Here is a 13,601-nt window from a genome sequence, read left to right on the forward strand (position 1 = left end):
CGCGCAGCCCGCGGGCTTTTTTCCTTGATTCACACTCCACTGGTCTGTCCATGTACTACGAACTCGCTACCCTGACTCTTCCCTTCGGCACCGCCGGCCAGGCGGCCACCCAGGTGCAGGCGTTTACCAACGCGCCTGAAGCGCAGGGCGAACTGCTGGCCTGCTGGACCACCGACATCGGTGAACTCAACCGCATGATCGTGCTGCGCGGCTTTGCCGATCTGACCACGCTCGAAGCCGAGCGCCAGCGCACGCAAAACAGCGCCAGCCCCTTCGGCTGCGGTGATCTGTACCAGAGCCTGAGCCTGGAGAGCTTTCGCGGCTTCCCCTGGATGAAGCCAGTGCGCCCCAGCGCCGAGTCGGGCATCGTGGGGCCGGTGTATGAGATTCGCACCTATGGCATCAAGCCCGGTGGCGTGCAGCCCACCATCGACCTGTGGGCGCAGCATGTGCCCGCGCGCGAGGCCCTGTCGCCCTGCGTGGTGGCCATGGTGGCGCTCGACGGCCCACTGCGCTTCACCAACATCTGGGCCTACCCCACGCTGGATGCCCGCAGTCAGGCCCGTGCCGATGCGGTGGCCCAGGGCATCTGGCCGCCCAAGGGGGGCCCGGCGCACCTGAGCACGCAGATGGTCTCGACCATCGCCCTGCCCACGGCGGTGTCGCCCTTGAAATGAGGTCAACACCATGCGGACCTACTCTCTGGCCTACCTGACGGCGGGCTCACTCACCCCGGCCGCCATGCTGCGGCTGGCCGCGGAGCTGGGCTATGCCCACGTGGGCCTGCGCCTGTTGCCCAACGGCCCCGGCGGGCCCTTCCAGACCTGGCTGTACGATCCTCAGCAGCAGCGCGAGACGCTGGCGGCCCAACGCGACACCGGCGTGGGCGTGTTCGATCTGGAGATCATCCGCATCGGTGAGGGCTTTGATGCCCTGACTTACCGCCCCTTGCTTGAAGCGGGGGCGGCGCTGAAGGCCAAGGCCTTGCTGGTGGCTGGCGACGACACGAACGAGGCGCGGCTGGTCGAGGGCTATGCCCGCCTGTGCGAGCTGGCGGCGCCCTATGGTTTGAGTTGCGATCTGGAGTTCATGCCCTGGACCGCGGTGCCCGATGCCCGCGCCGCGCTGCGCGTGGTGCAGGCCGCCGGCACCCCCCAGGCGGCGGGCATTCTGGTCGACGCGATCCATGTGGGGCGCTCCGGCACCACGCTGGACGACCTGCGCGCCCTGCCACGCGAGCTGCTGCATTACGCCCAGATCTGCGACGCCCCTGGCGGGCCCGATCTCACGGTGCCCCAGATGATCCACACGGCCCGTTGCGAGCGCCAGCTACCCGGCGAAGGCGTGATCGACCTGGCCGGCATGTTTGCCGCCCTGCCGGCCGAGCTGCCCATCAGTGTCGAGGTGCCGCACCAGGTGCGGGTGGCGCGCCTGGGCCAGACCGCCTGGGCGCGTGCGGCTTTGGCGGCCAGCCGTTCTGCATTGGAGTGACGGTTCCTGGTGGGGGGGTGCGCGACATGCGCGCAATTTGGGCGCCAGCCGGGTGTTTTGAGGGATATCACCAAGGGCCAGGCCCGAGACGCCCGGCACAGAATCGGTGATGGAAGTTGCGCGCAAGAACATCATCGACGGCCTGGGCAAGGGGCTGCGGGTCATTGAGGCCTTTGACGACGAGCATGCCCGGCTCACGGCTTCTGAAACCGCCATCCGGGCCGACATTTCGCGCACGGCGGCGCGGCGCTACCTGCTGAGCCTAGTGCATTTCGGCTATGCCGCGACCGATGGCAAGCGCTTCTGGCTGTCACCCCGGGTGCTGATGCTGGGGCAGAGCTACCTCAGCGCGGCGCGCCTGCCCCGGCTGGTGCTGCCCTTCATCCAGCGGCTGGCGGCCGAGTGCGGCGAGAACTTCAATTTCAGTGTGCTCGACGGGCACGAGGTGGTTTACCTGGCGCGCAGCCAGAGCAACCGCATGGTGACGATCGGGTTTCCGGTCGGGGCCCGCGTGCCGGCCCACGTGGTCACGCCGGGGCCGGCCATCCTGTCGGCCTGGGAGCCGGCCGCCATGGAGGCCTGGGTGGCCGAGCACGAGTTCAGCACCTTCACCGCCAACACGCCCACCCATGCCGAGGTGTTCCGCCGCGATGTGGACGCCGCGCGCGAGCTGGGCTACTGGGTGGCCGAGCAGCAGCTCAGCTCGGGCTTGCGCGGCTTTGCCGTGCCGATCAAGACGCGGCGCGGTGAATGCGTGGGCGCGGTGGGCGCCACCATGACCATGCACCAGAGCCGCGAGGCCATGGTGGCGCGTCTGCTGCCGCGGGTCACCGACGTGGCGATGCAGTTGCAACAAGTGTTGTGACCCCCCCCTGAGTCGCCTTCGGCGCCTACGTGCGGCCGCGAGACGCGGACGCTCTTCACCCTGTCCAGCCCTGCGCAGGCAGGCCTGGAGCCGCAGGGTTCAGCCCCCAAGGGGCGACACCCGCGGCCTGGCAAAGCCAGCTCCGCGGTGTCTGCTGGCATGGCTTGCTCCGCAGCCTTCTGAACGTTAAGACCGCGGTGCTATCGGGCGTCGTGGGCCCGTACGAGCGCTTCGGATTCCTGGGTCTGATCCGACGGCGGGCGCGCAGCGCTTCAGCGCGCACCCGTGGTGGTTCGGGTCCAGTGGGGTAGGGGGGCGGCGCGGTGCAGCACGTCGTCGTTGAGCCAACTGGCGCTTTGGCGGGCCTGGGCGGCCACGTGTTGGGCGGGGAGTTGGGCGTAGTCGTCGTTGCTCACGTCCAGGCTGTAGTCGCCGGTGTAGCCCAGGCGGGCCAGGCGCAGCACCAGGTTGGCCAGTTGCTCGCTGTGGGCGCCCTGGCCGGGGAACACGCGCAGGCTGCGGGCCGAGGGGTCGGGGGCGGCGGGCTCGGGCAGCGCACCGATGACATCGGACAGCTGTACCTGGAAGATGCGCTCGGGCTCCAGTTCGATCAGGTCGTCCAGCGAGTCGCCGTTGGCAAACATGTGGAAGGCGTCCAGGCACAGGCCCAGGTTGCTGCAGTTGGCATCGCTCACCACATCCCAGGCATCCAGGAAGCCACGCACGCTCTGGCCCCAGGACAGGGCTTTGTAGGCCACCTGCAGCCCCAGTGGCACGGCCAGCATGGCCAGCTTGTGCAGGTCGGCGGCGAGTCGGGCCAGGTCGGTGCTGGCCTGGGGCAGGGTGCTGGCGCTGACCAGCAGCTGCGGGGCCCCCACCTGGGCGCAGGTCTGCAGCATGCCCTTGGCCACTTCGACCTTGTACTGGTGCAGCGGCCCGCTCAGGCCTTCAAAGTCGTGCAGGGTCTGCAGGCCGGCCGGGCGCAGGCCGCTGGCCCGCAGGGCGGCCACGGCCCCGGCCACGCCACCGGGGTGGCTGACCACGTCGCGGGCGTCCAGCATCACCTTGGCAAAGCCGGCCTGGCGGATGGCCGTCAGCCGGGCCTCCAGCGGGCCGGCCAGGGTGCGGCTGTCCAGGCTGTAGCTTTCAAACATCGTCATGGCGGCCTCTGTCACTCGCGTGTGCGGTGCACCAGCTCGAAGGACACCGAGCCCAGTTCGCGCCGGGTCAGCGCGCCGCGGTCTTCGGGGTGCAGGCTGCTGGTTTCGATGAATTCGACCCCTCGGCTTTTCAGCAGGGTCACGGCCTGGCCCACATCGGGGGTGCCCAGGCCGATGCGTTCAAGGTTCTCGGGGGCGCGGTCGCTTTCCATCCAGGGGTCGGGTTCGATCAACTGCCACATGAACTGGCCGCAGGGGCTCTTCAGAACCTTGCCCTTGGGCAGGATGCCGTAGCGCTCGTCTTCGGGCACGGTGCTGAAGTCGAACATGGTCTCGTAATAGCGGATCCAGTCCTCACTGCGACCCGGGTCCACGTACTGCACCAGGCCAAAGTAGTCCAGGCCGGCCAGGGCCGGCGGGTGCTGGTCCACACCCGGGATGGGCTTGAAGTCGATGTCATAGATCGAGAACTCGGTCCATCGGTCCACCAGGTAGATGCGACTGCCGCCGGGCCCATGGATGGCGGGGATGTGCAGCTCCATCGCCTGGGCATGGCTGGGCACCGGCCAGGCCCCCAGTTCCACGCAGCGGGTGTGGGCCCGCAAGGCATCCTTGACGCGGAAGGCCACCGCCGAAATGACGGGCTTTTCGTCCAGCAGGGCGCTGACGCGGGCGTCCTCGCTGTGGGCATTGACGATCAGGTTCATGCTGCCCTGGCGGTACAGCATGACCTCACGCGAGCGGTGGCGTGCGATCGGCTTGAAGCCCATGGTCTCCAGCACATGGCCCAGGGCCTGGGGGCGTGTGGTGGCGTATTCGATGAATTCGATGCCGTTCAGCCCGAGGCGATTGGGCATGTCGGGCACGGCTTCGCGGTCGGTGCCAAGTGGGGTCATTCGGTCCTCTTCGGTTCGCAACAGCCCGTCCAGGGGCCTGATACGGCCGTTGGCAGGGCGATGGGGCGAGTATGCCGCCAATGCTGCCAAGGACTGCGACGAAAGTCGGGCCTGGCGCCCAGATCAATCGTCTGGCGCGCGAACTGCGCGATAGTCGCCCAGAATTTTCCGGGCGAGAGGCTTGTCGAGCGCCGACTCAGACCAGGCCGCGCAAGATTTCGGCAATCTCCTTGAGTCCAGGCAGCAGCTTGTGCAACGACGTGTCCGCGGGGTAGGCCTCGCGCTGGAAGGTCAGGCTCAGGGCCCCCACACTGCTGCCTTTGCGGTTGACCAGGGGCACCGACAGGCCGCAGATGCCCAGATTGATGAACTGGTCGGTGGCGGCATAACCCTGCTGGCGGGCCAGCGTCACCGAGGCTTCGAAGGTCTGCTGCGAGGTGATGGTGTTGGCCGTGAAGCGGCTGAAATCGTGTTCTTGCAGCCAATGCGCCAGCGCCGGGGGCTCCAGGCTGCTGAGCAGCACCGGTCCGGGCGACACACAGTGCGCGGGGATGCGGGCCCCGGTGTGAAAGCCGATCGACAGCACGCGCGGCGAGTTGCTGCGGGCCAGGTACACCACGTCGTGGCCGTCCAGCACGCTGAGGTTGCCGGTCTCGCCGGTCTGCATCGACAGGCGCTGCAGAAAAGGCATCACCAGCCGGGGCAGGCGGGCGGACTCGAGGTAGGTCTGCCCGATGCGCAGCACCCGCGGGCGCAGCCAGTAGTGCTTGCCGTCGGTGTCGGCGTAGCCAAAGTGGACCAGGCTCAGCAGGTAGCGGCGTGCGGCGGTTCGGGTCAGGCCGGCCAGTTCACCCGCCTCGGTGGCGGTCAGGCGTGGGTGTTCGTCCGAGAACGATTCCAGCACGCGCAGGCCTTTTCCCAGGCCTTCGATCAGGTGCTGGCGGTCGATGGCGGGGGGCTGACTCATCAGGGTGACCTCGGGTGAAACCCCTATTGTGATTCATTGGCGCACAGCAGCGTTCGATCATCGCACGCGTTATGGGGGTAGGCACTGGCATTTCAAAGCCTCGCCACCTACATTCGCCTCCACCCCGAAGCGGCTTGCCGGCCGCCTCGATGTGTCCGGGGCGCAGCCGTGTGAGCACGCTGTGCCTCTGGACGGCATTCGACAACACAACCGACGATTGGAGACATCCATGTCTGATCAAAAAGCCGCTGCGCACGGCTTGCAACAAACCAAGAAAGCGACCGCCAGCGGCTGGATCGGCTCGGTGCTGGAGTATTACGACTTCTTCATCTACGCCACCGCCGCTTCGCTGATCTTCCCGCAGATCTTTTTCCCCTCGGGCAACCCGACCGTGGCCATCGTGGCGTCGCTGGCCACCTATGGCGTGGGCTACGTGGCGCGTCCGATCGGTGCCTTCTTTCTGGGCCATTGGGGCGACACCCATGGCCGCAAGCAGGTGCTGGTGCTGTGCATGTTCCTGATGGGCCTGTCGACCATGGCCGTGGGTCTGCTGCCCACTTACGACCAGGTCGGCCTGTGGGCCCCGGCACTGCTGGTGCTGATGCGCCTGGTGCAAGGTTTTGCCGTGGCCGGTGAGATCTCGGGCGCCAGCTCGATGATCCTGGAGCACGCCCCCATGGGGCGTCGTGGCTACTACGCCAGCTTCACCCTGCAAGGCGTGCAGGCCGGCCAGATCCTGGCGGCGGCCATCTTCCTGCCCCTGGCCTATTACCTGCCCAGCGAGCAATTCAACAGCTGGGGCTGGCGAGTGCCTTTCCTGCTGAGCTTTGTGGTGATCATCGTGGGCTACTACATCCGTCGCGAAGTCGAGGAAACCCCGGTGTTTGCCGAAGAGTCCAAGCAAGGTGTCGTGCCCCGTGCCCCGGTGGTGCAGGCCTTTGCCGAAAGTGGCCCCAACATGCTGCGCGTGGTCTGCATGGCCCTGATGAATGTGATCCCCGTGGTCACCACCGTGTTCGGTGCCGCGTACGCGGTGCAGCCGGGCTATGGCGTCGGCTTTGACAAGAGCGTGTACCTGTGGATTCCGGTGCTGGGCAACATCGTGGCGGTGCTGGTGATCCCCTTTGTCGGCAACCTGTCCGACCGCATCGGCCGTCGCCCGCCGATCATCGTGGGCGCCATCGGTGCCGGTCTGCTGTCCTTTGTGTACCTGTATGCCATCAGCACCAAGAACGTGCCCCTGGCCGTGGTGATGTCGCTGCTGATGTGGGGCGTGGTGTACCAAGGCTACAACGCCGTGTTCCCCAGCTTCTACCCCGAGCTGTTCCCAGCCCGCACCCGGGTCACGGCCATGGCCATTTCGCAGAACGTGGGCACCATGATCACGGCCCTGCTGCCGGCCCTGTTTGCTGCCGTTGCCCCGCCCGGCGCCGCCGACATCCCGACCACCGTGGGCGCCATCGCCCTGGGCATCACCGTGATCGCCTCGCTGGCGGCCTGGTCGGCCCGCGAAACCTACCGCTTGCAGACCAAGGACCTGGGCAAGCCCGACGCAAGCCCGGTGTCCACCGCGGACTACGACAAGGCCCGCGCACAGGCCCTGGCCACGGCCAAGCGCTGATGTCCGCCACACCCCCTGCCACGGCAGGGGGCGCTGGCCCCAGGGCCCGCCCAGGGCGGGCCTTTTTTCATGGATCCCGGCTGCCGGCTTCTGGCCCGGCGGCCCTTTCACCGGAGCCCCGCCATGACCCACCCCCTCTCCTCTGAACCGTCAACCCTGCGCCTGGGCATCCTGGGCTGCGCCCACATTGCCCGCCAGTTTGTGCGCGACACCGCCTCCTGCGCGGCCGTGCAGGTGGTGGCGGTGGCCAGCCGCCGGCTGGAGACAGCGGTGGCCTTTGCCGGGGCACTCGGCATCGCTCGGGCCCATGGCAGCTACGAGGCCCTGCTGGCCGACGGCACGGTGGATGCCATCTACCTGCCCCTGCCCAACAGCCTGCATGCCGAATGGGCTGTTCGCGCCGCTGAGGCTGGCAAGCACGTGCTGTGCGAGAAGCCCCTCTCATTGGGCGTGGCCCAGGCGCGCCGCATGTTCGATGCAGCCGAACGGCACGGCGTGCAACTGCTGGAGGCCTACCCCTATGCCTTTCAGCCGCAGAACCAGGCCCTGTTGGGCTTGTTGAGCCAGGGGGTGCTGGGCGAGGTGCGCAGCGTGCAGGCCTGCTTTGGCTTCACTGTGGCCCAGGGCACGGGCAACATCCGCCTGCAGCCCGAGCTGGGCGGCGGCGCACTGCTGGACGCCGGCAGCTACGCCCTCAGCCTGATCCGCTCGGTGATGGGCTGTGCGCCCCAGCGCGTGCGGGCCGATGCCAGTTGGAGCGACAGCGGCGTCGACATCAGCACCAGCGCCACCCTGTACTACGCCGATGGCCGCCGCGCTCAGCTCTCCTGTGCCATGGACACGGCCAACCACCGCCGCGCCACCGTGATGGGCAGTTTGGGCACGCTTGAGACCGAATACCTCAACCACACCGCTGAGGCCCCGGGCGACAACCCCTGGGGCTACCTGCCCAGCCAGTTGCGCCTGCGCCGCGGCGTGGCCAACAGCCTGCCGTTTGAAGAGATTTCTTGTCCCACAGGCAGCGGCTTTCGCTTTGCCGCCGAAACCTTTGCCCAGGCGCTGGCCCATGGCGACCGGGCGCTGTTCGAGCGTGCGCGGCAAAGCAGCCTGGACAACATGGCCACGCTCGAAGCGCTGGCCCTGAGTGCGCGCGAAGAACGCACCGTGGCACTTGAAGGCCTCTGAGCCTAGCCCTGATCTCGATCCCCTTCGAACCCTTTTGCCCCCTGGAACTGACATGCCCATCAGCGGAAAAACCCGACTCATTGCCCACATCGGCTACCCCACCGAGAGCTTCAAGGCCCCCATGATCTACAACCCCTGGTTCGAGCAGCAAGGCATCGACGCGGTGGTGGTGCCCATGGGCGTGAGGGCTGACGACTACCGTGCCACGCTGCAGGTGCTGCGGCGCTTCACCAATCTGCACGGGGCCCTGATCACCATGCCGCACAAGGTCGTCACGTTGGACCTGGTGGATGAGGCCACCCCCACGGCCCGCATCGCGGGCGCCTGCAACGCCATCCTGTTGCGGCCCGACGGCAGCCTGCTGGGCGACCAGTTCGACGGCGCCGGCTTTGTGCGCGGCGTGGAACGCAAGGGCTTTGCCCTGACCGGCCGGCGCGTGCTGGTGTCCGGCTGCGGCGGCGTCGGCTCGGCCATTGCCGCCTCGCTGGCAGCGGCTGGCGTGGCGGAGATGGCTTTGTTCGATTTCAACACCGCCGCTTGCGAGGCCCTGGCCGGCCGCCTGCGAGCCCACTACCCCGCGCTCAAGGTGAGCACGGGCTCGAATGACCCGGCCGGTTTCGAGCTGATCGTCAATGCCACGCCCCTGGGCATGAAGGAAGGCGACCCGCTGCCCTTTGATGTGGACCGCATCGCCCCCGGCACCTTTGTGGGCGAAGTGGTCATGAAGCAGGCCTACACCCCGCTGCTGCAAGCCGCGCTGGCCAAGGGCTGCCCGGTGCAATTGGGCACCGACATGCTGTTCGAGATGATCCCGGCCTACCTGGAGTTCTTCGGCTTCGGCAGTGCCACCCCGGAGCAACTGCGCGCCGTGGCGCAGATCCAGTACTGATCAGGCCGGGGGCGGCCCCTGCAGGGCCCGCAAATCGGCCAGTCCCAGCAGCGAACGCATCTGGGTGATGGCGATGGCGTTCAGCTGGGCCAGGCGCTGCTCCGAACCCAGGCCCTGATGTATGAACACCGCGTTGATGCTCTCCAGGTTGGAGAGCACCACCAACTGCTCCAGGGTGGCGGTGTCCCGCAGGTTGTCGCCGCTCTTGGCATGGCCCTGACGCCACTGGGCTGCCGTGAGGCCAAACAGGGCCATGTTGAGCAGGTCGGCTTCGCTGGCGTAGAGGGTGCGTGCCTGCTCCGGCGTGATGCGCGGTGGCATCAGGTGGGCCTGGATGGCATCGGTGTGGATCTTGTCGTTGACCTTGGCCAGCGTCCGCTGCACGTTCCAGGCCTGTGATTGGCTGCGGGCTTCCTCGTCTTTGAGGCGTTGGAATTCCTTGATGAGGTAGAGCTTGAATTCAGGGCTGAGCCAGGAGCCGAATTCGAAAGCAATGTCTTTGTGAGCGCAGGTGCCACCATAGCGTCCGGCGCGTGCGTGTAGCCCGATGGCGCCCGCGCTGGTGATCCATTTCTTGGCAGATAGGAAAAAGCTGTTTCGACCGGACTCATTTTTAATTCCCTCGAATTCGGGGGAATTAAAACCTGGGTTGTTGAGCTGTTCCCAAACACCCAGAAACAAGACGGTGTCCTTGTTTTTGAGCCGTTGTTCAATCAGGGCGCTGCCCCCCTCGAAGCCCTTCACCATGTCGGTCAGCGAAATGTAGTCTTGCTGATGCCTTGAGGTGATCGTGACGGCGGTCCCTTTGACGTTGATGTTGCGTGTGTTCATGGCAGTGCCCATTCGGGGATGCCTGAATGATTGAGGGCGGGCAGCCTGATCTTTGGATCAGGCAGTTCGTCGGCCTCACACCGTGTGCAACGCCATCAACAAGCCGCTGACCGTGAAGAACGAGACCACGGTACCAGCCAGCAGGGATGCGGCGGCGGTGTCTTCTTCGCCGTAGGCTTGGGCCAGGATGGTGTAGATGCCCATCATGGGCATGGCGGCGCTGAGCACGGCGGCCAGTTTGAGCTGGGGCGCCAGTGGCGACAGCCCGATCAGAGGCAGGGCCGATGCTGCGGCCAGCACGGCCAGGGGGTGCAGCAGCAGCTTGCCCGCCACGATGGGGGCCACCTGGCGCAGCAGGCGACCAAACGACAGCCCGGTCAGGGTGCCGCCGATCACGAACAGCGACAAGGCGCTGCTGGCCTGGGCAAACAGGCCCACGCTGCGTTCCAGGGCAGTCGGCAGGTGCAGGCCCGACAGCGAGACCGCAAAGCCCAGCAGCAGGCCGATCACCATCGGGTTGGTGATCAGGCGCCGGCTGGTGTCCATCAGCATGTGCCGCCAGCCCGTGGCGTGGCCGCGCGCGCGCTCGGCCATGGCCAGCAGCAGCGGGATCATCAAGGCGTTCTCCACCACCATGTTCAGGGCCAGGGCCACACCGGCCACGGGCGCCAGCGTCAGCACCAGGATCGGAAAGCCCACAAAGCCACTGTTCGAGCACGACATGCCCATGGCGTAGCAGGTGCTTTGCAAGGCGGAGTGTCGACCCAGCCGGCGCCAGGCGGCATAGCCCAGCCCCATCGTCGCCAATGAGCCCACCAGGTAGGCCACCAGGTAGCCGGTGTTCAGGATCTCGCCGATCGGGCGCTTGGCCAGCGCATTGAACAGCATGGCCGGCAAGGCCAGGTTGACCACGAACTTGCCGAACAGGCGCATGTCGGGCTTGCTGAACAGGCCGGCGCGCGTGGTCAGAAAGCCCAGGGCGATGGCGATGTAGATGGGGCCGGTGATGGCCAGGATGTCGAGCATGTGGGAGGCTGAAAACGGCTCAGCGCCCGCGGGCTTCGGCCGGCGGGCGCTGAGAAAAAATCAATGGGATCAGGTTTGGGCTTGTTGTACGGCTGACACGGCGGCGCGCAAGGCCAGCAAGTAGCTGTCCACGCCAAAGCCGCAGATCTGGCCCTTCACGATCTCGGCAAACACCGAGACGTGGCGGAAGGCCTCGCGCGCATGGATATTGGACATGTGCAACTCGACCACCGGCACGGTCAGGATGGCCAGTGCGTCGCGGATGCCGTAGCTGTAGTGGGTCCAGGCACCGGCGTTGATCAGCACGGCGTCCATGCCTTCCTCGTAGGCCTGGTGGATGCGCTCGCACATCGCGCCTTCGTGGTTGGTCTGGAAGCTCACCACTTCGGCACCAAGCTCGCGGCCCAGGTCTTGCAGTTGGCCATCGATCTGTTCGAGCGTGATGGTGCCGTACTGCTTGGGGTCGCGCTTGCCGAACATGTTGTGGTTGATGCCGTGCAGCATGAGGATCTTCATCGCTTGTCTTTCTGTGTTGCTTGAATCGGGTGGTGATCAGGGGGCTTCAAAGGAGTTCGACCGTCTCGCCATTGGCCGCCGCGCGGGCGATGGCTTCGGTCACGCGCAGGTTGGCCAGGCCGTCGCGTGCGCTCACCAGCGGGGGCGCTTCGCCACGCACCACGGCCCCGAAATGCGCCATCTGCTGCATGATCGGATCGTCGCGCACCAGACCCACCACGCCCACCTCGAAAGGCTTCCACCAGGAGGACTCGCCGCTGCGGGGGTAGGTTTTGAGCCGCATCGTCGGAACCGACAGGCTGCCCTGGGTGCCGGTGATGACGTAACAGTCCTCGTCATCGTAACTTGGATAGGCCTTGTTTTCCTGCGAGGTCTGCTCCCAGCTGCGCGCACAGGCCGCCGTGTCGGACAGCATGAAGCTGCCCAGCACGCCGCTGGCAAAGCGCAGGTTGATGCTCACGGTGTCTTCGACGGCGTGGCCGCGCACCGCGTTCGATGCCAGGGCCTGCACCGCCATCACCTCGCCACACAGCAGGCGCAGGTTGTGCACCTCGTGGATCAGGTTGAGCAGGATCGGGCCGCCGCCGGGCTCGCGTCGCCAGGGCCCTTCGTCAAAGTAGCGCGCCGGCTTGAAAAAAGTGGCGCTGCCCATCACCGCCACCAGGCGGCCCAGGGTGCCGGCCTGCACCACCTCGCGGGCCTTGGCCATGATGGGGCTGTGGGCCCGGTGGTGGCCGATCAACACCCGCCCCGCCGTGGCGTCCACACGCTCGACCAGGGTCAGGGCTTCGGCCACGGTGGGGGCGATCGGCTTTTCCAGCAGCACCGGCAGGCCGGCCGCCAGGCATTGCAGGGCCTGCGGCACGTGCAAGGTGTTGGGGGTGGCCAGCACGATGCCGTCGGGGCGGTCGTGGCGCAGCAGTTCGTCCAGGCTGGGGTAGCAGGGCAAGCCCGCCGCCGCGGCCAGGGTCTGCGCGGCAGGGGAGGGGTCGACCACGGCGCTCAGGCGCGCGCCCGGGGTCTGTTGCAGGGCGGCCATGTGGGCCTGGCCGATGGTGCCAGCGCCGGCCACGGCGATGCGAAGGGAGTGGGTCATGCGTGTCTCAAATTCTGGAAGGGTCTTGTTGCGCCGGCCCTGCCACGATAAAACCGCTTGATCCATTCACAATGTGCTTGAAATTCCATTCACAATTTCCTGATGGTGAATAAATGAATCAAGCCTGGGACCTGGTGGACCTGCAGGTGTTCTGCCTCGTGGCCCGGCGCGGCAGCTTTGTGGGGGCCGCGACCGAGCTGGGCATTTCGCCGGCCTATGTGACCAAGCGCATCGCGGGCCTGGAGCGGGCCTTGGGGGTGACGCTTTTTCACCGCACCACGAGGCGGGTCTTGATCAGCGAAGCGGGCGAAGCTGCCTATGCCTGGGCCAGGCGGGTGCTGGAGGCCGCCAACGAGTGGCATGCCCAGGGGCCTGCGAGCGGGGATGCGCTGACCGGCACGCTGCGCATTGCCACCAGCCTGCGGCTGGGGCGCAATCACCTGTCGCCCATCCTGGCCAGGCTGTCCGACCAGCACCCCGCGCTGGAGGTGTGGCTGGAGCTGGTGGACCGCCGCATCGACCTGCTGGAAGAGGGCTTTGACATCGACATCCGCATGGGTGAGGTGACCGAACCGCACCTGATCGCCCACCCCATCCTGCCCAGCGTGCGCGTGCTGTGCGCGGCGCCCACCTACCTGGCCCGGCGCGGGGCCCCGCGTCAACTGGCCGATTTGGTGCAGCACGATTGCCTGCTGTTCCGCGAGCGGCACCAGAGCTTTGGCGTGTGGCGGCTGGAGGGGCCGCGCGGGCCCGAAACCGTCAAGGTCACCGGCACCCTGGGCTCCAACCACAGCGATGTGGTCAACCATCTGGCCCTGGCCGGCAAGGGCATCGTGCTGCTGTCGAGCTGGGATGTGGACGAGCCTTTGCGCAACGGCAGCCTGGTGCGTGTGTTGCCAGAGTATCGCCAGAACGCCGACGTGTGGGCTGTCACGGCCGCCCGGGCCCAGCAGTCGCCCAAGCTGCGCCATGGCCTCTCGTTTCTGGTCGATGAACTGCGCTCCGGTCCGAACGCCCTGCACACCTTCACCCACTGATCCGATGACCTGAAGGGGTTG

General features: G+C 66.9%; 14 protein-coding genes. 7 read left to right on the top strand and 7 right to left on the bottom strand.

All coding sequences use genetic code 11. The features are described 5' to 3' along the window. The first annotated feature begins 50 nt into the window (after positions 1-50). The 3 genes from AC3WUT_RS17680 to AC3WUT_RS17690 all read left to right on the top strand — a co-directional run bounded on the left by AC3WUT_RS17680 (position 51) and on the right by AC3WUT_RS17690 (position 2,356). Complete coding sequence (locus AC3WUT_RS17680) at positions 51-677, top strand: NIPSNAP family protein (protein WP_492348384.1); 627 nt, start codon at positions 51-53, stop codon at positions 675-677. A gap of 10 nt (positions 678-687) precedes the next feature. Next, positions 688-1,491, top strand: coding sequence for a sugar phosphate isomerase/epimerase family protein (locus AC3WUT_RS17685; protein ID WP_492348385.1), 804 nt, complete (start codon positions 688-690; stop codon positions 1,489-1,491). A 109-nt stretch (positions 1,492-1,600) separates the two neighbouring features. After that, positions 1,601-2,356, top strand: a complete 756-nt coding sequence (locus AC3WUT_RS17690; protein ID WP_492348386.1) for an IclR family transcriptional regulator domain-containing protein — start codon at positions 1,601-1,603, stop codon at positions 2,354-2,356. A gap of 272 nt (positions 2,357-2,628) precedes the next feature. Here the strand turns inward: AC3WUT_RS17690 and AC3WUT_RS17695 are convergent, their stop codons facing one another. From AC3WUT_RS17695 to AC3WUT_RS17705, 3 genes are all read right to left on the bottom strand, one after another. Then, on the bottom strand, positions 2,629-3,516 hold the full coding sequence (locus AC3WUT_RS17695; RefSeq protein ID WP_492348387.1) for a sugar phosphate isomerase/epimerase family protein: 888 nt from the start codon (positions 3,514-3,516) through the stop codon (positions 2,629-2,631). A gap of 11 nt (positions 3,517-3,527) precedes the next feature. After that, a complete protein-coding gene (locus AC3WUT_RS17700; protein WP_492348388.1) occupies positions 3,528-4,412 on the bottom strand; it encodes a 4-hydroxyphenylpyruvate dioxygenase in 885 nt (294 codons plus the stop codon). A gap of 196 nt (positions 4,413-4,608) precedes the next feature. After that, positions 4,609-5,379 carry an IclR family transcriptional regulator domain-containing protein gene (locus AC3WUT_RS17705; RefSeq protein WP_492348389.1) on the bottom strand — a complete coding sequence of 257 codons (771 nt, stop codon included), beginning with the start codon at positions 5,377-5,379 and terminating at the stop codon, positions 4,609-4,611. Positions 5,380-5,608: 229 nt separating this feature from the next. Here AC3WUT_RS17705 and AC3WUT_RS17710 point away from each other — a divergent pair, with 229 nt between their 5' ends. From AC3WUT_RS17710 to AC3WUT_RS17720, 3 genes are all read left to right on the top strand, one after another. After that, positions 5,609-7,000 (top strand): MFS transporter, encoded by a 1,392-nt coding sequence (locus AC3WUT_RS17710; RefSeq protein ID WP_492348390.1) that lies wholly within the window; start codon positions 5,609-5,611, stop codon positions 6,998-7,000. A gap of 123 nt (positions 7,001-7,123) precedes the next feature. Continuing rightward, on the top strand, positions 7,124-8,185 hold the full coding sequence (locus AC3WUT_RS17715; RefSeq protein ID WP_492348391.1) for a Gfo/Idh/MocA family protein: 1,062 nt from the start codon (positions 7,124-7,126) through the stop codon (positions 8,183-8,185). A 52-nt stretch (positions 8,186-8,237) separates the two neighbouring features. After that, on the top strand, positions 8,238-9,074 hold the full coding sequence (locus AC3WUT_RS17720) for a shikimate dehydrogenase family protein (RefSeq protein ID WP_492348392.1): 837 nt from the start codon (positions 8,238-8,240) through the stop codon (positions 9,072-9,074). On the opposite strand, the gene AC3WUT_RS17725 is transcribed toward AC3WUT_RS17720, so the two are convergent. The 4 genes from AC3WUT_RS17725 to AC3WUT_RS17740 all read right to left on the bottom strand — a co-directional run bounded on the left by AC3WUT_RS17725 (position 9,075) and on the right by AC3WUT_RS17740 (position 12,543). Next, positions 9,075-9,905: a KilA-N domain-containing protein gene (locus AC3WUT_RS17725; protein WP_492348393.1), complete on the bottom strand. Its 831-nt coding sequence runs from the start codon at positions 9,903-9,905 to the stop codon at positions 9,075-9,077. It abuts the gene before it with no gap. Between the two features lie 75 nt (positions 9,906-9,980). Further along, on the bottom strand, positions 9,981-10,931 hold the full coding sequence (locus AC3WUT_RS17730) for an AEC family transporter (protein WP_492348394.1): 951 nt from the start codon (positions 10,929-10,931) through the stop codon (positions 9,981-9,983). A 69-nt stretch (positions 10,932-11,000) separates the two neighbouring features. Continuing rightward, positions 11,001-11,447, bottom strand: coding sequence for a type II 3-dehydroquinate dehydratase (gene aroQ, locus AC3WUT_RS17735; protein ID WP_492348395.1), 447 nt, complete (start codon positions 11,445-11,447; stop codon positions 11,001-11,003). A gap of 46 nt (positions 11,448-11,493) precedes the next feature. Then, a complete protein-coding gene (locus tag AC3WUT_RS17740) occupies positions 11,494-12,543 on the bottom strand; it encodes a Gfo/Idh/MocA family protein (RefSeq protein WP_492348396.1) in 1,050 nt (349 codons plus the stop codon). Positions 12,544-12,656: 113 nt separating this feature from the next. Between AC3WUT_RS17740 and AC3WUT_RS17745 the strand changes: the two genes are divergently transcribed. Further along, positions 12,657-13,580, top strand: a complete 924-nt coding sequence (locus AC3WUT_RS17745; protein ID WP_492348397.1) for a LysR family transcriptional regulator — start codon at positions 12,657-12,659, stop codon at positions 13,578-13,580. Positions 13,581-13,601 lie beyond the last annotated feature (21 nt).

It is taken from the genome of Curvibacter sp. EU05-FHT14A10, from assembly GCF_058791075.1.

Coding starts and splice junctions, on each gene's coding strand:
- AC3WUT_RS17695 (WP_492348387.1), bottom strand. CDS start 3,516: ATGACGATGTTTGAAAGCTACAGCCTGGACAGCCGCACCCTGGCCGGC.
- AC3WUT_RS17685 (WP_492348385.1), top strand. CDS start 688: ATGCGGACCTACTCTCTGGCCTACCTGACGGCGGGCTCACTCACCCCG.
- AC3WUT_RS17705 (WP_492348389.1), bottom strand. CDS start 5,379: ATGAGTCAGCCCCCCGCCATCGACCGCCAGCACCTGATCGAAGGCCTG.
- AC3WUT_RS17725 (WP_492348393.1), bottom strand. CDS start 9,905: ATGAACACACGCAACATCAACGTCAAAGGGACCGCCGTCACGATCACC.
- AC3WUT_RS17720 (WP_492348392.1), top strand. CDS start 8,238: ATGCCCATCAGCGGAAAAACCCGACTCATTGCCCACATCGGCTACCCC.
- AC3WUT_RS17700 (WP_492348388.1), bottom strand. CDS start 4,412: ATGACCCCACTTGGCACCGACCGCGAAGCCGTGCCCGACATGCCCAAT.
- AC3WUT_RS17745 (WP_492348397.1), top strand. CDS start 12,657: ATGAATCAAGCCTGGGACCTGGTGGACCTGCAGGTGTTCTGCCTCGTG.
- AC3WUT_RS17730 (WP_492348394.1), bottom strand. CDS start 10,931: ATGCTCGACATCCTGGCCATCACCGGCCCCATCTACATCGCCATCGCC.
- aroQ (WP_492348395.1), bottom strand. CDS start 11,447: ATGAAGATCCTCATGCTGCACGGCATCAACCACAACATGTTCGGCAAG.
- AC3WUT_RS17690 (WP_492348386.1), top strand. CDS start 1,601: ATGGAAGTTGCGCGCAAGAACATCATCGACGGCCTGGGCAAGGGGCTG.
- AC3WUT_RS17715 (WP_492348391.1), top strand. CDS start 7,124: ATGACCCACCCCCTCTCCTCTGAACCGTCAACCCTGCGCCTGGGCATC.
- AC3WUT_RS17740 (WP_492348396.1), bottom strand. CDS start 12,543: ATGACCCACTCCCTTCGCATCGCCGTGGCCGGCGCTGGCACCATCGGC.
- AC3WUT_RS17680 (WP_492348384.1), top strand. CDS start 51: ATGTACTACGAACTCGCTACCCTGACTCTTCCCTTCGGCACCGCCGGC.
- AC3WUT_RS17710 (WP_492348390.1), top strand. CDS start 5,609: ATGTCTGATCAAAAAGCCGCTGCGCACGGCTTGCAACAAACCAAGAAA.